Annotated in this window: 20 protein-coding genes; 11 read left to right on the forward strand and 9 right to left on the reverse strand. The window is 60.3% G+C overall.

The genetic code is table 11. The features are described 5' to 3' along the window. Nucleotides 1-4: 4 nt before the first annotated feature. Nucleotides 5-259 (forward strand): DUF1652 domain-containing protein, encoded by a 255-nt coding sequence (locus tag ACZ89E_RS01975; RefSeq protein ID WP_054053445.1) that lies wholly within the window; start codon nucleotides 5-7, stop codon nucleotides 257-259. 49 nt (nucleotides 260-308) lie between these two features. Here ACZ89E_RS01975 and ACZ89E_RS01980 read toward each other — a convergent pair whose 3' ends face one another. Continuing rightward, nucleotides 309-665, reverse strand: a complete 357-nt coding sequence (locus ACZ89E_RS01980; RefSeq protein WP_149661271.1) for a hypothetical protein — start codon at nucleotides 663-665, stop codon at nucleotides 309-311. A 345-nt stretch (nucleotides 666-1,010) separates the two neighbouring features. On the opposite strand from ACZ89E_RS01980, the gene peaA reads away from it, so the two are divergent. From peaA to peaD, 4 genes are all read left to right on the forward strand, one after another. Next, complete coding sequence (gene peaA / locus ACZ89E_RS01985; RefSeq protein WP_463258024.1) at nucleotides 1,011-2,591, forward strand: quinohemoprotein amine dehydrogenase subunit alpha; 1,581 nt, start codon at nucleotides 1,011-1,013, stop codon at nucleotides 2,589-2,591. Between the two features lie 82 nt (nucleotides 2,592-2,673). Beyond that, nucleotides 2,674-4,104: a quinohemoprotein amine dehydrogenase maturation protein gene (gene peaB, locus ACZ89E_RS01990; RefSeq protein ID WP_476254722.1), complete on the forward strand. Its 1,431-nt coding sequence runs from the start codon at nucleotides 2,674-2,676 to the stop codon at nucleotides 4,102-4,104. Nucleotide 4,105: 1 nt separating this feature from the next. Beyond that, nucleotides 4,106-4,429, forward strand: coding sequence for a quinohemoprotein amine dehydrogenase subunit gamma (qhpC, locus tag ACZ89E_RS01995; protein WP_105339546.1), 324 nt, complete (start codon nucleotides 4,106-4,108; stop codon nucleotides 4,427-4,429). Nucleotides 4,430-4,453: 24 nt separating this feature from the next. Continuing rightward, a complete protein-coding gene (gene peaD, locus ACZ89E_RS02000) occupies nucleotides 4,454-5,572 on the forward strand; it encodes a quinohemoprotein amine dehydrogenase subunit beta (protein ID WP_476254723.1) in 1,119 nt (372 codons plus the stop codon). 121 nt (nucleotides 5,573-5,693) lie between these two features. Here peaD and ACZ89E_RS02005 read toward each other — a convergent pair whose 3' ends face one another. Together ACZ89E_RS02005 and ACZ89E_RS02010 are read right to left on the reverse strand one after the other, a co-directional pair. After that, complete coding sequence (locus ACZ89E_RS02005) at nucleotides 5,694-6,095, reverse strand: lysozyme inhibitor LprI family protein (RefSeq protein ID WP_463258022.1); 402 nt, start codon at nucleotides 6,093-6,095, stop codon at nucleotides 5,694-5,696. Nucleotides 6,096-6,157: 62 nt separating this feature from the next. After that, nucleotides 6,158-6,562 (reverse strand): GFA family protein, encoded by a 405-nt coding sequence (locus ACZ89E_RS02010; RefSeq protein WP_476254724.1) that lies wholly within the window; start codon nucleotides 6,560-6,562, stop codon nucleotides 6,158-6,160. A 168-nt stretch (nucleotides 6,563-6,730) separates the two neighbouring features. Here ACZ89E_RS02010 and ACZ89E_RS02015 point away from each other — a divergent pair, with 168 nt between their 5' ends. Then, nucleotides 6,731-7,231 (forward strand): SRPBCC family protein, encoded by a 501-nt coding sequence (locus ACZ89E_RS02015; protein ID WP_149661277.1) that lies wholly within the window; start codon nucleotides 6,731-6,733, stop codon nucleotides 7,229-7,231. Next, entirely contained in the window at nucleotides 7,232-8,032 is an 801-nt protein-coding gene (locus ACZ89E_RS02020; RefSeq protein WP_476254725.1) for an aminoglycoside phosphotransferase family protein, read from the forward strand. Between the two features lie 930 nt (nucleotides 8,033-8,962). Here the strand turns inward: ACZ89E_RS02020 and inhA are convergent. Next, the gene (inhA, locus tag ACZ89E_RS02025; protein ID WP_476254726.1) at nucleotides 8,963-9,646 is read right to left on the reverse strand and encodes an isonitrile hydratase; all 684 of its coding nucleotides are present in this window, start codon (nucleotides 9,644-9,646) and stop codon (nucleotides 8,963-8,965) included. 92 nt (nucleotides 9,647-9,738) lie between these two features. On the opposite strand from inhA, the gene ACZ89E_RS02030 reads away from it, so the two are divergent. After that, nucleotides 9,739-10,722, forward strand: coding sequence for a GlxA family transcriptional regulator (locus ACZ89E_RS02030; protein ID WP_476254727.1), 984 nt, complete (start codon nucleotides 9,739-9,741; stop codon nucleotides 10,720-10,722). Here ACZ89E_RS02030 and ACZ89E_RS02035 read toward each other — a convergent pair. The 5 genes from ACZ89E_RS02035 to ACZ89E_RS02055 all read right to left on the reverse strand — a co-directional run bounded on the left by ACZ89E_RS02035 (nucleotide 10,691) and on the right by ACZ89E_RS02055 (nucleotide 16,115). Next, entirely contained in the window at nucleotides 10,691-11,593 is a 903-nt protein-coding gene (locus ACZ89E_RS02035) for an alpha/beta fold hydrolase (protein ID WP_476254728.1), read from the reverse strand. The two genes, ACZ89E_RS02030 and ACZ89E_RS02035, sit on opposite strands and share 32 nt — an antisense overlap. Nucleotides 11,594-11,758: 165 nt before the next feature. Next, nucleotides 11,759-12,148, reverse strand: coding sequence for a hypothetical protein (locus ACZ89E_RS02040; RefSeq protein ID WP_149661284.1), 390 nt, complete (start codon nucleotides 12,146-12,148; stop codon nucleotides 11,759-11,761). 249 nt (nucleotides 12,149-12,397) lie between these two features. After that, nucleotides 12,398-13,279, reverse strand: coding sequence for a PI-PLC domain-containing protein (locus tag ACZ89E_RS02045; RefSeq protein ID WP_476254729.1), 882 nt, complete (start codon nucleotides 13,277-13,279; stop codon nucleotides 12,398-12,400). 216 nt (nucleotides 13,280-13,495) lie between these two features. Next, a complete protein-coding gene (locus ACZ89E_RS02050) occupies nucleotides 13,496-15,322 on the reverse strand; it encodes a glycoside hydrolase family 15 protein (protein WP_476254730.1) in 1,827 nt (608 codons plus the stop codon). Beyond that, the gene (locus tag ACZ89E_RS02055) at nucleotides 15,315-16,115 is read right to left on the reverse strand and encodes an SDR family oxidoreductase (protein ID WP_476254731.1); all 801 of its coding nucleotides are present in this window, start codon (nucleotides 16,113-16,115) and stop codon (nucleotides 15,315-15,317) included. The genes ACZ89E_RS02050 and ACZ89E_RS02055 overlap by 8 nt, the downstream gene beginning before the upstream one ends. Nucleotides 16,116-16,301: 186 nt before the next feature. Between ACZ89E_RS02055 and ACZ89E_RS02060 the strand changes: the two genes are divergently transcribed. The 3 genes from ACZ89E_RS02060 to ACZ89E_RS02070 all read left to right on the forward strand — a co-directional run bounded on the left by ACZ89E_RS02060 (nucleotide 16,302) and on the right by ACZ89E_RS02070 (nucleotide 19,337). Beyond that, nucleotides 16,302-17,474 carry an MFS transporter gene (locus ACZ89E_RS02060; protein ID WP_149661288.1) on the forward strand — a complete coding sequence of 391 codons (1,173 nt, stop codon included), beginning with the start codon at nucleotides 16,302-16,304 and terminating at the stop codon, nucleotides 17,472-17,474. 99 nt (nucleotides 17,475-17,573) lie between these two features. After that, entirely contained in the window at nucleotides 17,574-18,314 is a 741-nt protein-coding gene (locus ACZ89E_RS02065) for a thioesterase II family protein (protein ID WP_149661289.1), read from the forward strand. 39 nt (nucleotides 18,315-18,353) lie between these two features. Beyond that, nucleotides 18,354-19,337: a TauD/TfdA family dioxygenase gene (locus tag ACZ89E_RS02070; protein ID WP_476254732.1), complete on the forward strand. Its 984-nt coding sequence runs from the start codon at nucleotides 18,354-18,356 to the stop codon at nucleotides 19,335-19,337. Nucleotides 19,338-19,391: the final 54 nt, after the last annotated feature.

Raw genomic sequence — 19,391 nt, forward strand, 5'->3', positions numbered from 1 at the left:
AACGATGTTCCTTTCAACCCTGGAAATTCAAAACATCATTGAACGCAGCTTTTTGCCCTCGGTCTGCACCTGCAACATGGAGGCAGACCAATCGCTGACGATTCGGGTCTGCGACTGCATGACCGGGAAAGTCGACATGGTGGCGACCCACGTCCCGCTCTGGACCCTGGACAGTCCCCATGCCATCGCCTCGCTGGTGGCCGACATGCGCCAGGAAATCGAGGTTCACAAAGGCGTTCACCCGACCTTCTACATCTGAACCGACGGCATGCCGCCCCCACGCGACGGGGCGGCATGACGCCGTAGGCTTATGACGCCATCTTGCGGTAAATATCCTCGAACGTGTGGCCATCCACCGCAGCCAGCAACTTTCGATCATCCTTGAGCGTGGCCAGGAAGGTCACTTCGGTTTCCTTCCCGGCCAGCATGAACCCGGCGATCGCGCCGATCGGGCCCAGCAGCATGGCCCCGGCCACGCCGAAGCCGATGGCGTCCTTGACGTCCTTGATCGAATCCTCGTTGGCCACTTCCAGATGCTTGAACGATGACAGTGGAAGGGTAATGCCGGGCCATGGATGAAGCGACGTTCGAAGGGTAAAAACGCCGTCCAGGTACTCTCCATCACCCTGCAGAAAGTCCCCCGCCAGGACAGTGATGCTTGCCATTGTGGTATCCCCTGCTTGGCAATCGGTGAACAGCCATTTCGCACCCGGGCCGATCAGCCGTCAATCGTCGGGCGATGAAGTGTTCGCGCCGGGGCAGCTACGCTTGTCTCAGGTTGCAACAGCTGTCGCGATATTAGACGCAGACGATCCGGGTCGGGCCGGGCTTTCGGTAGGAATATTCAAGTAACTGATTGATTAATAAGGATATCGATAAGCTGGCACGCTCCGTGTATTGCTCATGGCAGACGTTTCTCTTGCCTCCGTCTGCGGTGCGCCGCCGGCGGTAGAAACCATAAAAACGATAAGCCACAACAATAAGAAAGCACCGTGCGAGGTTCGACGTTGATGAAGAGAAGACTCCGATCAGGCATAAGCGCCGGCCTGCTGGCCGTGGCCGCTTGTGTGGCGCTGCATTCGCCTGACAGCCTGGCAGCCCGCGATGCCCAGACCATCCTCAAGGAAACCTGTCAGGGCTGTCACACCCCCGAAGCCGATAACACCCTGAGCCGCATCAGCCACCAGCGCAAAACCCCCGAAGGCTGGCTGATGAGCATCGCCCGGATGCAGACCATGCACGGTTTGCAGATCAGCGATGACGACCGCCGCACCCTGGTCAAATACCTGGCCGACACCCAGGGCCTGGCGCCGAGCGAAACCGACGGCGTGCGCTATGCGCTGGAACGGCGGCTCAACACCGTCGAAAAATTCGACGACCAGACCAGCCAGATGTGCGGCCGCTGCCACTCCGGTGCGCGGGTCGCCCTGCAGCGGCGTCCCGCCCAGGAATGGGAACGCCTGGTCAACTTCCACCTCGGCCAATGGCCGTCCCTGGAGTACCAGGCGTTGGCCCGGGATCGCGACTGGTTCGACATTGCCCGCAAGGACATGGTGCCGCTGTTGGCCAAGCGATATCCACTGGACAACCCGGCCTGGAAAAAGTGGCTGAGCACCGCGCCGAAAAGCGATGCGCTGGTGGGCGACTGGAGCTTCAGCGGTCACTTGCCGGGCAAGGGTGAATTGGCCGGCGTGATGAGCGTCAGCGCCGATGCCGGCGACACCTTCAAGGTCAGCGTCAAAGGCCAATACGCCGATGGCAGCCCGTTCAACGGCGACGGCAGCGCGATTCTCTACAGCGGCTACGAATGGCGCGGCAACGTGACCGTCGATGGCGTGACCATGCGCCAGGTATTCGCCGCCCAGGGCAACGCGATGCAAGGCCGGATGTTCGAGGCCGAGCACGATGAGCGCGGTCTGGACTTCGTCGCAGCGAAGCAGGGCAGCAGTCGTTTGCTGGCGGTGCAGCCGGGCTATCTGAAGGCGGGCGCTGAAACTGAAGTGACGTTGATCGGCAGCGGGCTCAGCGGCAAACCGAACTTCGGCAAAGGCGTGGAAGTGGTATCTGTCATCGAGCAAAGTCCTGAGCGGATGCGCGTCAAACTCAAGGCTGCGGCCAATGCCCAACCGGGGCTGCGTAACGTCACCGTCGGCACGCTGAAAGGCCCGACCCTGTCGGTCTACAGCTCGATTGCCAGCGTCAAAGTCGTGCCGCAATTCTCCGTGGCGCGGATCGGCGAGGGGGGCGGTTCGACGCCGAAAGTCCAGGGCCGTTTCGATGCGGAAGCGTGGGGCAAAGGTGCTGACGGCAAGCCGTACCGCATCGGCGTGTTCCCGGCGCAATGGAAAGTCGAAGCGTTCGACGACCGCGCCAAGGAAGACGAAGACGTCAAGTTCGCCGGCACCATGCAGGCCGACAGCGGCGTGTTCACCCCAGGCGATGCCGGGCCGAACCCGCAGCGCAAGATGTCCACCAACAATGCCGGCAACCTCAAGGTGATCGCCGCCGTCGACGACGCAGGGAAATCCCTGACCGGCGAAGGCCACATGATCGTCACGGTACAACGCTGGAACAATCCACCCATTCCATGAGTTGGCTGATCGTTAACGGTTTCAGACACTTTTTTGGAATGACCGCAGGCCCCGCCAACCGGGGTTTGCACAGGAGGTTGCAATGGGCGCTATTTTGAATCTGGTTGAACGGAACCTGCACGAAGTGCACGTCGATGCCGACCGCATGCTGTTTCATATCCCTAGCAGTTCGCTGTTCGCCAGCGATGAGCTGACCGGCACCATCATCGATACCTTGCGCGGTCCCGGCTGCTCGTCGGACGACCTGATCCAGCGTTTGGCCGCGCGCTTCAACGGTGAGGAAATCACCGAGACCTTGCGCGAGCTGATGGCCCTGGAACTGGTCAGCGACGGCTCGCCACTGACCCCGGACATCGGCACCAAACGGGTCGAACGCACGGCGATCAACACCGTGGTGCTCAACGTCAACACCGGTTGCAACCTGAGCTGCACCTACTGCTACAAGGAAGACCTCGACAAGCCGTCGGCGGGCAAGAAAATGGATATCGACACGGCGGTCGCTTCGGTGGAAATGCTGCTGCGCGAATCCCCGGATGAAGAGCGTTTCACCGTGGTGTTCTTTGGCGGCGAACCGCTGAGCAATCGCAAGCTGATCGAGTACATGGTCGATTACTGTGAGAAGCGGTTTTCGGAAGCCGGCAAGTTCGTCGAATTCGTCATGACCACCAACGCCACGCTGCTCACCGAAGACACCGTGGACTACCTCAACGCCCACCGCTTCGGGCTGTCGGTGAGTATCGACGGGCCGAAAACCGTGCACGACCGCAACCGCATCACCGTTGGCGGGCAGGGCACCTATGACGTGGTGCGGCGCAAGGCCGAGATGCTGCTGTCGCGCTACAACAGCCGTCCGGTGGGCGCGCGGGTGACCCTGACCACTGGGGTTACTGACGTCGAAACCATCTGGGATCACCTGTTCAACGAATTGGGGTTTGCTGAAGTCGGGTTTGCCCCGGTGACTTCGGGCGATATCAGCACGTTCAACCTGTCCAGCGACGAATTGATCGAAGTCTTCGCCAACATGAAGAAGCTCGGTCGGCGTTACCTGGAAGCGGCGCTGGAGCATCGCAACATCGGCTTCTCCAACCTGCACCAGTTGATCACCGACATCCACGAAGGCCACAAAAAAGCCCTGCCATGCGGCGCCGGTTTGAAGATGCTGGCGGTGGATCACAAGGGCGAGCTGAACCTGTGCCATCGCTTCACTGGTTCGTCATTGCCGACCTTCGGCAATGTCCACAGCGGCGTGAAACAGGTGGAATTGAACGACTTCCTGTCCCAACGCCTGGACCGCACCAACACCGGCTGCGAGGACTGTCAGATCCGCAACCTGTGCTCCGGCGGCTGCTACCACGAAAGCTATGCGCGTTACGGCGACCCGACCCACCCGACCTATCACTACTGCGAACTGATGCGTGACTGGGTCGACTTCGGCATCGAGGTCTACACCCGGATCATGGCCCACAACCCTGCGTTTATCAGCAGCTACATCACTCCGCGCAAGGCTCACTGATATGAAACATCTCAAGGCAATCAATAACAAAGCGCTGAAGCTCGACCAGGCCGCCGCCGAAAACCGCATTGAAGAAGTGGTGGCGATGAGTTCCGTTGCCGGTTGCGCCTCGACCACCGACCCGGGTTGGGAAATCGATGCGTTTGGCGGGGTGTCGTCGCTGTGCCAGCCGATGGAAGCCGACTTGTATGGCTGCTCCGACCCGTGCTGGTGGCCGGCCCAGGTGCCCGACATGATGAGCACCTACCCGGACTGGAACAAGGACGCCCAGGCGTCCAACGAAAACTGGCGCAACCTCGGGACTGTCTTTCCAAAAGACAAGTGATCGGTCAGATAAAAGGATTCCAGCATGCCTAGCATCAAAGCCTGCGGCCTGGCCGCGTTCGCCGTCCTGAGCGTTTGTTCGCTCAACGTTCTGGCCGATGAAAACACTGCACTGCAAGACGGTCACGAGTACATGTTGACCACCAATTACCCGAACAACCTGCACGTGATCGACCTCGCCACCGACACCCTGTTCAAGACCTGCAAGCTGCCGGACGCCTTCGGCCCGGGCACCGTGCAGTTGGCGCCGGATCGCAAGACCGCCTACGTGTTGAACAACCACTACGCGGACATCTACGGCGTCGAACTCGACAGCTGCAAACAGGTGTTCCACGCCAGCATCACTCAGAAACCGGGTGAGAAAGCCAAGTCGATGTTCGCCTTCACCCTCAGCCACGATGGCAAGGAACTGTTTGCCATCGCCAACCCGACGTTGATGCTTAACGACCGCTACGAAGTGCAACAGCCTCGGCTCGACGTGTATGCCACCGACGCCGGCATGGACGCCAAATCTGTGCGCAGCTTCCCGGCGCCACGGCAGTTGACCATCATGCAAAGTGGCGACGATGGCACGCTGTATGTGGCGGGGGCGGATGTCTACAAGGTCGATGTAAAAACCGGTAAGTTCGACGTGCTGATCCCGAGCCGGCACTGGAAACGCGAGAACTACAGTGCGCCGGACGTGCTCTACGTGTGGAACCAGCAGACGTATCGCCATGACTTCTCGCTGCTCTACACCGCGGCGAAATTCAAGGACAAGAAGCAGGATCCTTTAACCGCCGAGTACCTCTACGGGCTGTTCAGCATCGACCTGAAAACGGGCAAGACTGAAACCACCGACTTCGGCCCGCTGACGGAAATCTACTTCAGCGGCATGCGCTCGCCCAAGGACCCGAACCTGATGTTCGGCGTACTCAATCGCCTGGCCAAGTACGACATCAAGCAGAAGAAAATGCTCCAGGCGGCGACGCTGGATCATTCCTACTACTGCATTTCCTTCAACAAGGACGGCAGCAAGATCTACCTGGCCGGGACGTTCAATGATGTGGCGATTTTTGATGCCGACAGTTTGAAACAGGTGGGGAGTATCAAGTTGCCGGGTGGGGATATGGCGATTACTACGGCGCAGATATTTGTTCGGTAATTGTGGCGGTTGGACGGACGCCTTCGCGGGCAAGCCTCGCTCCTACACGGATTCGTGAACAACGCAAAATCCTGTAGGAGCGAGGCTTGCCCGCGAAGAGGTCCTCACAGACACACAATCATCAAGCCCCAGGCACCGGGCAACTCAAATCCCCTTCCTCACACTTCAAATAGTTCTTGAACGCCTCGACCCGCGACTTCGTCAGACTGGTCGTGCAGTTGCTGTAAATCAACGGATAAACACTGCCGCCATCCACCCCGGAAGCGGAGAACTTGCACTCGGCATCCCTGAACGCCACCCAATTGCGCTGGGCGCTGACCAGCAGCTTCTTGGCATCGGGACTGTCCTTCAACCTTTTGGTGATCTGCTGATACAGCGTATTCAGCTCTTTATCAGCAGCCTTGAACTGCTGGCCGGCGCACTGATTCATATCGCCCTGGGTGGTGGCGTTGTCACAGTCCACGGCGTGAGCGGCGGTGATAAACAGCAGCGGCGTCAGGGCCAGGAGAAAGCGTGGGTGCATGGGGGATTCTCGTGGTGTAGTGGGGAAGTGAAGGGCAGTGTAGCGAATCTGCGACTCACCATTCATGTCTGCCATTCAGGGGATTTTTCAACGCCTTCATCGTCAAGCCAAGGCACATCATGAGATGTCCAGATATGCGCCTGCGGCAACATTCCCGGATCATCATCCAGCGTCGCCACCCGCACGATCACATGCGGCTGAGCCAGCCGTTGCGCCATCAAATGCGAACCACACACCGAGCAAAAATGGCGAAGTTTGCCCGGCGACGATTCAAAGCTACTCAACCGATCCTGTCCTCTGGTCCAACGGAAATGCTCTCGCAAGACTCCGGCGGTCGAGGCGAACGCCGCGGCGTGGGCCTTGCGGCAAGTCTGGCAGTGGCAATGAACGATCGGCATGTCGAGGCCGTCGAGCTGATATTCGATGGTTTTGCACAGGCAGCTGCCGCGCAGGGTGGGGAGTGGCATGGATCGTCCTTGGCCTGAAATTCACACGTTGCGCACTTTAACATGCACCTTCGCGCACTTTTCGAGGCGTAACCAAGATCCCGAGAGCGACGATCGAACCCGCTTGATACAACTTTAGGGTTGGTCTTGTGGTCTTACAGGCCTACTGTTCAGTACAGGAGGTGACTTATGAACCCAGCATCAGATCGCATCGAAAGGAAGATTGTGCTCAAGGCGCCGCGTTCGCATGTATGGCGCGTGTTGGCTAATGCCGAGGCGTTTGGCCAGTGGTTTGGCGTGGCGCTGGAGGGCAAGCGCTTTGTCGCCGGTGAATGGACCCAGGGGCAGATTACCTACCCCGGTTATGAGCACTTGCTGTGGAATGTCCTGGTGGAGCGGGTCGAGCCGGAGCGGGTGTTTTCGTTTCGCTGGCACCCGTATGCCGTGGAGCCGCACATCGACTATTCCCAGGAGCCCACCACCCTGGTGCTGTTCGAACTTGAAGACATGGATGACGGCACCTTGCTGAAGGTGACCGAATCCGGTTTCGATCACATTCCCCAAGAGCGCAGGCTCAAGGCCTTCCGCATGGACAGCCGCGGTTGGGATGAGCAGATGAACAATATCGAAGAGTTTCTGAAAACCAGCGCCAAGGCCCGCGAACATCATCGCGAGCATCATGGAGAGTGAATGTTTGAACCCTGGTTGAAACGCTGGTTACTGGAGCCGGACGGCCAGCCGATCATCACCCCTGGCAGTCGCTTGTTGCCGGTACGCAGGGCCGAGGTGCCGGCGATGTTGAAGGTGGCGGTGGATGCCGAGGAAAAATTCGGCAATCTGCTGATGACCTGGTGGGACGGCGAGGGCGCGGCCCAGGTGTTCGCCCAGCACGGCGACGGGTTGCTGATGGAGCGTGCCATGGGCGAGCGTTCGCTGATGCACATGGCGCTCAACGGGCAGGACGACGAAGCCAGCCGGATCATGTGTGCGGCGGTGGCGTGCTTGCATGTGCCGCGTCCATCGCCTTTGCCGCCGCTGGTGCCGCTGGTGCAATGGTTTGAATCGTTACGCCTGGCCGCCGAACGACACGGTGGCCGCTATTCCCTTTGCCTGACCACGGCCGAAGCCTTGCTCGCCGAGCCGCAAGACGTGGTGGTGCTGCACGGCGATATCCATCACGACAATATTCTCGATTTTGGCCCCCGCGGCTGGCTGGCCATCGATCCGAAACGGGTGATCGGCGAGCGCGGCTACGACTACGCCAACCTGATCTGCAACCCCGAACTGCCTACGGCGACAGATCCTCTACGCTTTGAACGGCAAGTCGGGGTTGTTTGCGCAGCGGCGGGACTTGAACGTCGGCGCTTGCTGCAATGGGTGTTCGCCTTTGCCGGATTGTCGGCGGCGTGGTTTTTGGAAGACGGCGACACCCTGGCGGCCGAAGGTCAGCTGCAGGTCGCTGAACTCGCGGCTTGCAGGCTGAATGCCTGATGCGTCTAAGGGTTTTCGGAAGGGGCGCTATGGCGAATGTCTTACACGCTGTAGTAGCTATGTCGTCTATTGCACATTGGATCCGAAGCGTAATCTAGCCTCATCAACTGAAGCACAGGGAGTGCTCAGGATCACGGACGATCGACCATAAGCAAGGACACGCTGCCGACAGGGAGTCGTAATGGTCTTGGGAAAAACCCGCTTCGGCGGGTTTTTTTTGGCCTGTCGAAAAGCATCCGTCGCACCACGTTTTTTGTAGGAGCGAGGCTTGCCCGCGAAAGCGGTCTTTCAGTGATATCGATGCTGGATATGCCGCCGCCTTCGCGGGCAAGCCTCGCTCCTACAGAGTGGACGAGCATGGATTTTGGCCACCAATGGTCAATCGCTTACACGCACTCGCGGATATGTCGTCTGTTTAAGCTTCGTTGAAGCGCCTATTCTTGGATCCATCAACTGAAGCACAGGAAGTGCTCAGGATCACGGATGATCGACCATTAGCCAGGATGGCTGCCGACAGGATGTCGCAATGGTCTTGAGAAACCCGCTTCGGCGGGTTTTTTTTCGTCTGTCGAAAAGCATCGGCAACACCACGCTTTTGCTTGTGTAGGAGCAAGGCTTGCCCGCGAAGAAGCTGACGCGATGGTCCAGATAGAACCGCGTCATCGTTCATCGCGGGCAAGCCTTGCTCCTACAGATCACGGATGATCGACCATTAGCCAGGATGGCTGCCGACAGGATGTCGCAATGGTCTTGAGAAACCCGCTTCGGCGGGTTTTTTTTCGTCTGTCGAAAAGCATCGGCAACACCACGCTTTTGCTTGTGTAGGAGCAAGGCTTGCCCGCGAAGAAGCTGACGCGGTGGTCCAGATAGAACCGCGTCATCGTTCATCGCGGGCAAGCCTTGCTCCTACGGATTACGTTGCGTTCAGGATCAAAGGCCGAGCCTGGCCGCCGCCCGCTCGGTGATCAGCTTGCGTTGCACGAATGAGGGGGCCGCTCGCCGTTGCGCCTCTTCGACAATGCCCTGCGGCGCGGTTTCCGGGCTGCCGGACTGGAACGGTGGCGCCGGCGCGTATTCCAGTTGCAGCTGAATCACTTGCGCGGTGTCCTTGTCGAACAACTCGGCGGCCAGGGTCAGGGCGAAGTCGATGCCCGCGGTGATCCCGCCACCGGTCAGCAGGTTGCCGTCGCGCACCACCCGATCCTTCACCGGGATCGCGCCCAAAGTGGCGAGCAGATCGTGGTAAGCCCAATGCGTGGTGGCGCGCTTGCCCTTGAGCAGACCCGCCGCACCGAGCACCAGTGAGCCGGTGCACACCGATGTCACATAACGGGCGTTGGCCGCCTGCGCCTTGATGAACGCCAGGGTGACTTCATCTTCCATCAACGGTCCGACGCCACTGCCGCCGGGAATGCAGATCACGTCCAGCGCCGGGCAATCGTCGAACGTGGTGGTCGGCTTCAGCACCAGGCCAGTGCTGGCGGTGACGGGCACCAGATCCTTCCAGATCAAATGCACTTTCACGTCCGGCAGCGAGGCCAGCACGTCGTAGGGGCCGGTCAGGTCCAGTTGTTGAACCTGGGGAAACAACAGAAAACCGATCTGCAACGTCATGGTGTTTTTCTCCGGGTTGGGGGGTGGACGGCTTCACTGTAGGCTCGTAGGCTTTGGCGTATCCGCCAATAACCCCACGAATTACGCCAATCATGCCCAAAGCCATTCATGTGCTCGCGTTCACCAACGTACAACTGCTGGACGTCACCGGGCCGTTGCAGGTGTTCGCCTCGGCCAATGATATTGCCCGTCAACGGGGCATGCCGGCGCCCTATGCGCCGTCGGTGATTGCCAGTGGTGGCGGGGCGGTGATGTCGTCGGCGGGGTTGGCGCTGCTGGCTGAACCGCTGCCCTCGGGCGGCAGCGACACGTTGATCATCGCCGGCGGTTGGGGCGTTTACTCGGCTGCGGAGGATGAGTCTCTGGTGACGTGGGTGCGTGAACACGCGATGGGTTGTCGGCGGATCTCTTCGGTGTGCACCGGGGCGTTTTTGCTGGCAGCCAGTGGTTGGCTCGATGGCCGGCGTGTGGTGACCCACTGGACCCGTTGCGAAGAGCTGGCGCAAAAGCACCCGCGCCTGCAAGTCGAACCCAACCCGATCTTCATCAACGACGGCCCGGTCTGGACTTCGGCCGGGGTTACGGCCGGCATCGACCTGGCGCTGGCCATGGTCGAAGCAGACCTCGGTCGCGCCATGGCCCTGGACGTCGCCCGGCAACTGGTGGTGTTCCTCAAGCGCCCGGGCGGCCAGTCGCAGTTCAGCGTGACCCTGTCCCTGCAACAGGAAGGCAACCGCTTCGACGAACTTCACGCCTGGATCAGCGAAAATCTCACCAAGGACCTCGGCGTCCCGACCCTGGCCCAGCAGGCCTGCATGAGCGAGCGCAGCTTTATCCGCCACTACCGGGCCGACACTGGCCAGACCCCCGCCCGGGCCATCGAATTGATTCGCGTTGAAACCGCGCGCCGGCTGCTCAGCGACACTGGCGTGCCGATCAAGCGGGTCGCGGTGCAATGCGGCTTCGGCAGCGAAGAAACCCTGCGCCGCAGTTTCCTGCGGGCCATGGGCGTGACGCCGCAGGCCTATCGCGAGCGCTTCAGCGTCAGCCTTTCAGTAGATCCAGTAATGCCTTGATCGTCGCTTCGGGGGCTTCTTCGGGAATGTTATGCCCGACGCCCGCCAACACGCGGCGCTCGTAATGGCCGGTGAAGTGCTCGACGTCTTCGTCGACCTCCGTCGCAGGTCCCACGCCATCATCGGCGCCGCACAGGGAAATCGTTGGCACGTTGATGGGCGGTTGCCTGGCCAGCGCTTCCTCCATCCACTCCAGCGCCGGATCGCCCGCAACGTACATAAAGCGATGCCGATACGAGTGAATCACCACCTCGATGAAATCCGGGTTATCGAAGGCCGGCGCACTCAAGGGATAACGCTCGTCGTTCCTGGCCCAGGTCGGTGACCACAGACGCCACAGCAATTCGCAAAAGGCCCGGCGATTCCGGGTCAAGCCGTCAACACCGCGCGGGGTATGGAAGTAGAACTGATACCAGAGGCGATGTTCGGTCTCCGGGGTCTGTGGCTGGATCGAGCCGGGAATGTCCTGCAAGTTGTAGCCATCACCCGTGACCAGGCAGCGAACCCGCTCCGGCCACAACGCCGCCACGATACACGCCGCGCGGCCGCCCCAGTCATAGCCGCAGAGCGCGGCTTGCGCGATGGCGAGGGCGTCCATCAGGTCCAGCAGATCTTGGGCGAGGGCCGCTTGTTGGCCGGAGCGCGGGGTGTCGGGGCTGTTGAAACGGGTCGGGCCGTAGCCGCGCAGGTATGGGACGATGACGCGATAGCCTTGTGCCGCCAGGGCTGGAGCGATTTCGTCGAAGGCGCGGGGGGAGTAGGGGAAGCCGTGGAGCAGGATGATTGGCTCGCCAGTGGTGGGGCCGTGGTGTTCGTAGGCGATAGTCAGGCTGGGCGTTTCAATGTGCTGAATGACGGGCGACGGGGTCATGATCGAACTCCTGAGCATTGGCATCCGGGAACACTACATCATCTTGTGGGGAGGGGCTGTGGCGAGGGAGCTTGCTCCCGCTGGGGTGCGAAGCGCTCCCAATATCTTTGCGACTGCTGAGCAGCCAAGCAGGAGCAAGCCCCCTCGCCACAGAACGTGAGCGTCTCAGGTTTCTGTTTCAGCCACCTGATTGAAATACTTCGACCGATCCGGCGTAAACGTCACCACCATTTTCGTCCGGGAACAGGTCAACACTCGCTCCGTGGCCAAATCAATATCCAGATCCTCCCCACGCAAACCCTGCCATTGCGCGAGGTATTTGAGGGATCCGTATTTTTCGAGTTTTTTCAGGCTGCGACTGACGCCACCCTTCCAGCCCAGCACCGGGAGTTCGCCGGCGAGGCACTGTTGGGCCATGTCGGGGAAGCGGGTGGCGCGTTGGCGGCCGATTTCCCAGCATTTGATCAGGCCCTTGTCATGGGCTTCCCACAGTTCGTCCCGGTTCAGGCCGGAACGCAGTGGCGCGTCGATGCTGCGGTGGATGCGCTGGATCATTCTGTTTCCTTGAATTCGGGTTTTGTTGGACAGCTCCGCTGTACCCGTTGACGGTGGATGTTAGGGGCGGATGTAACAGCTGGCAACAAGGTATTTCCGAGTGTCGGACGGACGTTGCGTGCAGTGAATCCCAAGGTGCTGTTTAACGGCTGTAGGGAACGATCTAAAGAACCGCTCCTACAGAGCCTGATCAAAAAAGACACATTTGCGACAAAGTCTGCTGGTTAGGTATGACCCTCACGATCGGTTTTAAACGCTTAATCGGTAAGGTCGTTTCAAATCGGGATCCCGGACCAGGCGGCTGTTGACGGCGATGCAGTATTCAACGAGTTTAGTTTCTTCAAAGAAGTCGACACTGACAATGCTGGAGCGGTACAGCAGGTAACTGTCCAAATCAAACCAGGTGTTGATTTCTTTGGTCAGCTTGGTCGGGCCGCGTAATAGTGTGTATTGAGTCATGGATAACCGCCATGGGTAGCTGGACGTCGGTGGATTTTGCATGACGTTAACGACGTACTTCGCGAGGTCTTGGGTTGAAACGAATGTATCCCCTTGCCAGCGATTCTCAAATTCAGGCCAGAACAGGTCGGAATAGAACATTTGATAATAGGCAACGGACAGAATGATTCGCTGTTTTTGGCTGACGTTTTTTAGTTGTGCGAAAGTGAGGTGCCTGTTGTGACGGGGAATCAGGCGTTCTTTTAGCCCCTGCAGCAGTTCTTTTTCGAACGCCTGAAAATCAAACCGGTTATCGACTTCGCTTTGCAATGTATTGAAGTCGAGAATAATGAACTCATCAGGATTTTCATCAAGGAAGGTATTGGCCGAGGCGATGATTTCCCTGAGTCGCCGGCCACGGATGGATCCGTGAAAAGTCATGAATTCATTGTTGCGCTTCATGATGCGCAGATCAAACGAGCGTGCACCATTCCTCATTTGCCACAGTAAGTCATGGTTCTGACAAAGTGCCCAGTTGGCGGTTGTCGATTCCGGGAACGGATGACCGATGTCCCAGTCCATGCCGGCATTGTGGCAACCAGGCCATACAAACAGTCCAATGTTCAAATGATCAATGTCTGGTGTGGTGCTCATCCAGTTGGCGTAGTTGTTGCGGGTGATTGAATTGCTCATGCTAAATAGTTCTATTGAATGGTTTATAAAAGTAGTAAGCCTTACTTCTGATGTGTTGTGCAGGTCTCGGGCTTGAGCACTTTATAATCGGACGGGCGGATGGAAAGAAAGTTGGAAAGTGTGGCAATAAGATTCAATAGAACGGCGGCTGTTATTTTATTGAGTTGAACTAATTAATCGCCGGCATTACACCAGGGTAATAACCGGCGACGTCTCTCATGGTTGCCAGAAGTTCTTCTCGCCGCTCAACTTTCGATCGAGGAAACTGGCTGCACTAATTAACGCAAGGTGCGTCAATGCCTGCGGCGTATTCCCCAGATGCCGCGCATGGCTGTCGAATTCTTCGGCATACAACCCCAACGGGTTGGCATAGCGCAGCAACTGTTCAAACTCCAGATGCGCCTTTTCCACCTGACCGGCCCGGGCCAGGCATTCGACGTACCAGAACGAACACGCGGCGAAGGCGCCTTCGGTGCCGGACAAACCGTCGATCTGGCTGTCGTCGTTGCGGTAGCGGTAGACCATGCCGTCGCGCACCAGGGTTTTCTGGATCGCTTCCAGGGTCGAGAGCCAGCGCGGGTCCTTGGCGCTCACGAAGCGCACCAGCGGCATCAGCAGCATCGAGCCATCGAGGGCGGTACCGCCGATGTGCTGCACGAAGTGCCCGCGTTCTTCGTTCCAGAAGTTTTCCCAGATGTCGGCGTAGATCGCCTGGCGGGTCTGGTCCCAGCGGGCGAACGGGGCGGGCAGGGAGCGTTTGGAGGCCAGGCGAATGGCGCGGTCCAGCGCCACCCAGCACATCAGGCGCGAGTGCAGGAAGTGATGCTGCTCGCCGCGCATTTCCCAGATGCCGACGTCTTCGCTCTGCCAGGTTTCACAGACCTGATCCACCACTTCGACCGTGTGCTTCCAGCCTTCATGGGAAATCGCTTCGCCGTATTTATTGACCAGGTACACCGCGTCCATCAACTCGCCGAAGATGTCGAGCTGGATCTGATCGTAAGCCTGGTTGCCGATGCGCACCGGTGTTGCGCCACCGTGGCCGCTCAGGTGGGTGAGTTCGGTTTCCGGCAGTTCCTGGCGGCCGTCGATGGCGTAGAGGATGTTGATTTTCATCGGCTTGCCGTGGCAATCGCTGACCCGGCCGCGCATCCATTTCATGTAGGCGTTGGCTTCATCGACAAAGCCCAGGCGCATAAAGGCGTAGACAGTGAACGAGGCGTCGCGGATCCAGGTGTAGCGGTAATCCCAGTTGCGTTCGCCGCCGGGAGTTTCCGGCAAGCCGAAGGTCGCGGCGGCGAGGATCGCGCCGTGTTTGCGCGAGGTCAGCAGCTTGAGGGCCAGGGCCGAGCGGTTGACCATTTCCCGCCAGCGCCCACGGTAGTTGGACTGCCCGATCCAGTCGCGCCAGAACTTCAGGGTGCGTTCCACACACAGTGCGGCGGCGCCTTCCTGGAAGCGCGGGTCGTCGCTGGCACCCAGCAGAAATTCTGCGCTTTGGCCTTGTTCAAGGGTGAATACGGCGATGGCGGCGTTGCCGTCGAGGCTCAAGGCCTGGTCCGACGTCAGGCGCAGGGACGGCTGGTCGGCGGCGTTAAACAGCACATCCTTTGCGTCCATGCGGCCACGGGTGTTCGCCCGGGCGTAGTCGTGCCGCACTGCGCAACGCATGTGCATCGTCGCGCTGCCGCTGACCACCCGCACCCGGCGCATCAGCATCGGCAAGTCATCCTCGCTGTCGCCGATGGGCAGCAGGTCGGTGACTTCAACCACGGCGCGATCGCTCAGCCAGCGGCTTTGCAGGACGTTGGTGTCCGGCAGGTAGATTTGCTCGCGTCGGGCGTCGGGCAGGTCCGGCGCCAACTGGAAAATCCCGGCCTCGGGGGTGTCCAGCAACGAGCAGAAGATCGACGGGCTGTCGAACTCCGGCCAGCAGAAGAAATCCACGCTGCCCTTGTCGTTGACCAGTGCCGCGCTGCGCATGTCACCAATGATGCCGTGGGCGTCGATGGCGCTTTGTCGTTCGGGATGATGATCAGCCATTGCCACGGAACTCCGGATAGAGGCTCATGCCGCCGTCGATAAACAGGGTGGTGCCGACGATGTAGTCGGAGGCATCAGATGCGAGAAACACCACGGCGCTGGCGATGTCGTCGACGTCGCCGATGCGGCCATAGGGAATAAGTTTGAGCAGTTCTTGCGCGGCGTCGCCCTCGGTGGCGGCGCGGTTGATCGCCGTGCGAGTCGCCCCGGGCGCGATGCCGTTGATGCGGATCTTCTGGTGGCTGACTTCCTGGGCCAGGGTCTGCATCAGCATGTCGACGCCGCCCTTGGACGCCGCGTAATTCACATGCCCGGCCCATGGAATGCGCTGGTGCACCGAACTCATGTGGATGATCTTGCCGGCCGCCCGGGACACGCCCTGGCGAATGCCTTGCCGGTTGAAAATCCGCAGGGCGGCGCGGGCGCAGAGGAATTGGCCGGTGAGGTTGACACCAATCACCTGGTTCCAGTCGGCCAGGGTCATGTCCACGGCATTGGCGTCTTTCTGCATCCCGGAATTGGCCACCAGAATGTCGAGGAAACCGAAAGCGTCCAGGGTCTGGGCGAACAGGCGTTCAACGTCTTCTTCTTTCGAGACATCGGCGCCAATGGCGATGGCCCGGCCGCCGCTGTCGTTGATCTGTTTGGCCAGTGCCTGGGCGGGGGCGGCTTCGGAGTTGTAGTTGAGCACCACGGCCGCACCGGCGGCGGCCAGGGCTTTGGCGGCGCCGGCACCGATGCCGGAACTGGCGCCGGTGACCAGGGCGACTTGTTGATCGAGGGAAATCTGCATGAAGGTTAGCGCCTTGCGGTGAGGGCCTAAGTAGCTGACTGGTTTGGGAGGGCGAGAGTTCATTTGCGGGTCGACTGTGAAGAACTCTTCATGAGCGGGCGCCTTCACATTCCGCCAACAATTCCCCGCTTTCCCCTCAACCCGCCTTTATGGCAACTTGCAGGCCCGAAACGAGGCCCGCAACCCATGGCAAACCCCTACCGCGAACTGTTCAACGCCCCTGGCGCCCGGGCCTTCGTGCTGGCCGGGATGATCGCGCGCATGCCGATTTCCATGACCGGCATCGGCCTGATCACCATGCTTTCGCAATTGCAGGGCGGCTACGGCCTGGCCGGCGCGGTGGCGGCGACCTTCGCTCTGGCCACGGCGTTTTGTGCACCGCAGGTCTCGCGTCTGGTGGATCGTTATGGCCAGGGGCGAATCCTGCCATGGGCGGCGCTGCTGGGCGGTGGTTCGCTGTTGCTGCTGTTGGTGTGCACTCGCTTGCAGGCGCCGCACTGGACACTGTTCGTGTTCGCCGCGCTGGCCGGGTGCATGCCGAGTATGTCGGCGATGGTCCGGGCGCGCTGGACCGAGCTCTACCGTGGCCAGCCGCAATTGCAAACCGCGTATGCCCTGGAATCGGTGCTGGACGAGGTCTGCTTTATTGTCGGGCCGCCGCTGTCGGTGGGGCTGAGCGTGGTGGCGTTCCCCGAGGCCGGTCCCTTGGTGGCGCTGCTGGCGCTGGCCATCGGGGTGCCGGCCTTCGTGCTGCAGCGCGCCACCGAACCGCCCGTGCATCTCCATGAAATTCATCATCAAGGCTCGATCATCCGCTCCGGGAAAATCCAGTTGCTGATGCTGTTGATGACCGCCATGGGCGTCATTGTCGGCGTGGTGGACGTGGTCAGCGTCGCCTTCGCCGAACAACAGGGCCAGCCGGCGGCGGCGAGTATCGTGCTGTCGGTGTACGCCATCGGTTCGTGCCTGGCCGGGTTGGCATTCGGCGCGTTGCGCTCGAAAGCGCCGCTGCCGCGATTGTTCCTGTATGGCGGTGTGATGACCGCCGTGACCACCTTACCGCTGTTATTGGCGACGAACATTCTCGGCTTGGCCCTGGCGATGTTCGTCGCGGGGCTGTTCTTTGCGCCGACGCTGATTGTGGCGATGGCCCTTGTGGAACGCATCGTGACCCCGGCCAAACTGACCGAAGGCCTGACGTGGCTGATCACCGGGTTGAGCATCGGTGTGGCGATTGGTGCGGCGAGTTCGGGTTGGCTGGTGGATGCGTTCGGCGCGCGCAGCGGGTTTTGGGTGGCGATCGCGGCAGGGGCCGTAGTGCTGGGCTCGGCGGTGCAGGGCTTGCGCCATCTGAAATGATGTCAAACGTCGGCGGCGGGCGCTTGCACGCGCTCACCGACTAATTCGCACCGCCCCTCATCCGTTCTCTTTTACAGATAACCCATTGAGGTAAATGCGGTGACAAAACTGACACTGCTGTGCCTGCCCTATTCGGGCGCCAGCGCCATGGTCTACAGCCGCTGGCGGCGTCAACTGCCGCCGTGGCTGCACCTGCAACCGGTAGAACTGCCGGGGCGGGGTGCCCGTTACGACGAACCCTTGCAAACCGATATGCGCGCCCTGGCCCTGCAATTGGCCCGGGAACACCTGCCGGGCTTGCAGGCGCCCTATGCCCTGTTCGGGCACAGCCTGGGCGCGTTGCTCGCGTGCGAGATGGGCCATGCGTTTCGCGCCCTCGGCGCGCCTGAACCCGTGGCACTTTTTGCCTCGGGCACGGCTGCGCCCAGCATGCGCAGCGACTACGACCGCGGCTTTGCCGAGGCCCAGAGCGACGAGCAGTTGATCGACCAGTTGCGCACCTTCCAGGGCACCAGCGAAGAGGTGTTGGGCAATCAGGAGCTGATGAGCCTGACGCTGCCGATCCTGCGCGCCGATTTCATGTTGTGCGGACGGTTCCGCCCGATGGAGCGGCCCTTGCTCAAATGCCCGGTGCACGTGCTAGGTGGCAAGGAAGACAAGGCCACCACCGAGCAATTGATCGGTTGGAGCAAAGAAACCCTCGGCAGTTTCTCGGTGGACATGATGACCGGCGGGCACTTTTTCATTCACGAGCATGAGGCCAAGGTCATCCGGATTATCAAGAATCATCTGGAAGTCCATCACCGGCGACATGCGCAGTTGGCGGCGCCGGCTTATTAGCGCGCGAATCACTTTTCGAGTGTTTACGGGAGGCCCGTCATGGGTGTTGCTGTGGGATTTGCCGTCCGGCCATTGATGCCGGCGCGGGGTCGCTTGCCGTTGCTGGTGGAAGCGACCCAGCCGGACACGAGCCTGTTGGCGGTGTTCGACGAATTGAAAGAATTGGTGGATGAGCACCTGCTGCGCGACGGCGGGATTCTGTTTCGCGGCTTCAAGCTGGACGGCGCCGAGCCGTTCCGGCAGTTCGCCGCCGGTTTCGGTCACCCGTTGCTGAACTACGAGTTCGGCTCCACGCCGCGCACCAGCGTGACGCAGGGGGTTTACACCTCCACCGAATACCCGGCGCATCAAAGTATTCCGCTGCATAACGAGCAGGCCTACTCCCGCGACTGGCCGATGAAGATCTGGTTCTACAGCATGATCGCGGCCAGGTCCGGCGGTGAGACGCCGATTGCCGATAGTCGGGAAGTTTATCGGCGCATCCCGGTGGCGATCCGCGAGCGCTTTGTCAGCAAAGGCCTGATGTACGTGCGCAACTTCGGCAATGGGCTCGATGTCTCCTGGGAAGACGTGTTCAACACCGAAGACCGCGAAGTGGCGCAAGCCTATTGCAAGGCCCACGGCATCCTCTGCGAGTGGAAGGAGGACGGTGAGTTACGTACCCGCCAGACCTGCCAGGCCGTCGCCCGCCACCCGGTGACCGGTGAGAGGGTCTGGTTCAACCAGGCGCATCTGTTCCATATCTCCAACCTGCAAGCGGAAGTGCGTGAGAGCCTGCTGGACATCGTCGATGAAGAAGACCTGCCGCGTAACGTCTACTACGGCGACGGCTCGCCGATCGAAGACGATGTGCTCAGCGAGATCCGTGCGGTTCTCGATGACTGCGCCATCAGCTTCCCGTGGCAGGAAGGCGATGTACTGATGCTCGACAACATGCTTTCGGCCCATGCCCGCTCGCCCTTCGAAGGGCCGCGCAAAGTCATCGTCGCCATGGCCCAGGGGCACTCGCAGGACGAGTTCTAACTCTGCGCCCTGTGGGAGCGGGTTTGCCCGCTCCTGCATGAGGTTCTTCGTCGC

This window comes from Pseudomonas sp. TE3899, from assembly GCF_056279105.1.

Coding starts and splice junctions, on each gene's coding strand:
- ACZ89E_RS01975 (WP_054053445.1), top strand. CDS start 5: ATGTTCCTTTCAACCCTGGAAATTCAAAACATCATTGAACGCAGCTTT.
- ACZ89E_RS01980 (WP_149661271.1), bottom strand. CDS start 665: ATGGCAAGCATCACTGTCCTGGCGGGGGACTTTCTGCAGGGTGATGGA.
- peaA (WP_463258024.1), top strand. CDS start 1,011: ATGAAGAGAAGACTCCGATCAGGCATAAGCGCCGGCCTGCTGGCCGTG.
- peaB (WP_476254722.1), top strand. CDS start 2,674: ATGGGCGCTATTTTGAATCTGGTTGAACGGAACCTGCACGAAGTGCAC.
- qhpC (WP_105339546.1), top strand. CDS start 4,106: ATGAAACATCTCAAGGCAATCAATAACAAAGCGCTGAAGCTCGACCAG.
- peaD (WP_476254723.1), top strand. CDS start 4,454: ATGCCTAGCATCAAAGCCTGCGGCCTGGCCGCGTTCGCCGTCCTGAGC.
- ACZ89E_RS02005 (WP_463258022.1), bottom strand. CDS start 6,095: ATGCACCCACGCTTTCTCCTGGCCCTGACGCCGCTGCTGTTTATCACC.
- ACZ89E_RS02010 (WP_476254724.1), bottom strand. CDS start 6,562: ATGCCACTCCCCACCCTGCGCGGCAGCTGCCTGTGCAAAACCATCGAA.
- ACZ89E_RS02015 (WP_149661277.1), top strand. CDS start 6,731: ATGAACCCAGCATCAGATCGCATCGAAAGGAAGATTGTGCTCAAGGCG.
- ACZ89E_RS02020 (WP_476254725.1), top strand. CDS start 7,232: ATGTTTGAACCCTGGTTGAAACGCTGGTTACTGGAGCCGGACGGCCAG.
- inhA (WP_476254726.1), bottom strand. CDS start 9,646: ATGACGTTGCAGATCGGTTTTCTGTTGTTTCCCCAGGTTCAACAACTG.
- ACZ89E_RS02030 (WP_476254727.1), top strand. CDS start 9,739: ATGCCCAAAGCCATTCATGTGCTCGCGTTCACCAACGTACAACTGCTG.
- ACZ89E_RS02035 (WP_476254728.1), bottom strand. CDS start 11,593: ATGACCCCGTCGCCCGTCATTCAGCACATTGAAACGCCCAGCCTGACT.
- ACZ89E_RS02040 (WP_149661284.1), bottom strand. CDS start 12,148: ATGATCCAGCGCATCCACCGCAGCATCGACGCGCCACTGCGTTCCGGC.
- ACZ89E_RS02045 (WP_476254729.1), bottom strand. CDS start 13,279: ATGAGCAATTCAATCACCCGCAACAACTACGCCAACTGGATGAGCACC.
- ACZ89E_RS02050 (WP_476254730.1), bottom strand. CDS start 15,322: ATGGCTGATCATCATCCCGAACGACAAAGCGCCATCGACGCCCACGGC.
- ACZ89E_RS02055 (WP_476254731.1), bottom strand. CDS start 16,115: ATGCAGATTTCCCTCGATCAACAAGTCGCCCTGGTCACCGGCGCCAGT.
- ACZ89E_RS02060 (WP_149661288.1), top strand. CDS start 16,302: ATGGCAAACCCCTACCGCGAACTGTTCAACGCCCCTGGCGCCCGGGCC.
- ACZ89E_RS02070 (WP_476254732.1), top strand. CDS start 18,354: ATGGGTGTTGCTGTGGGATTTGCCGTCCGGCCATTGATGCCGGCGCGG.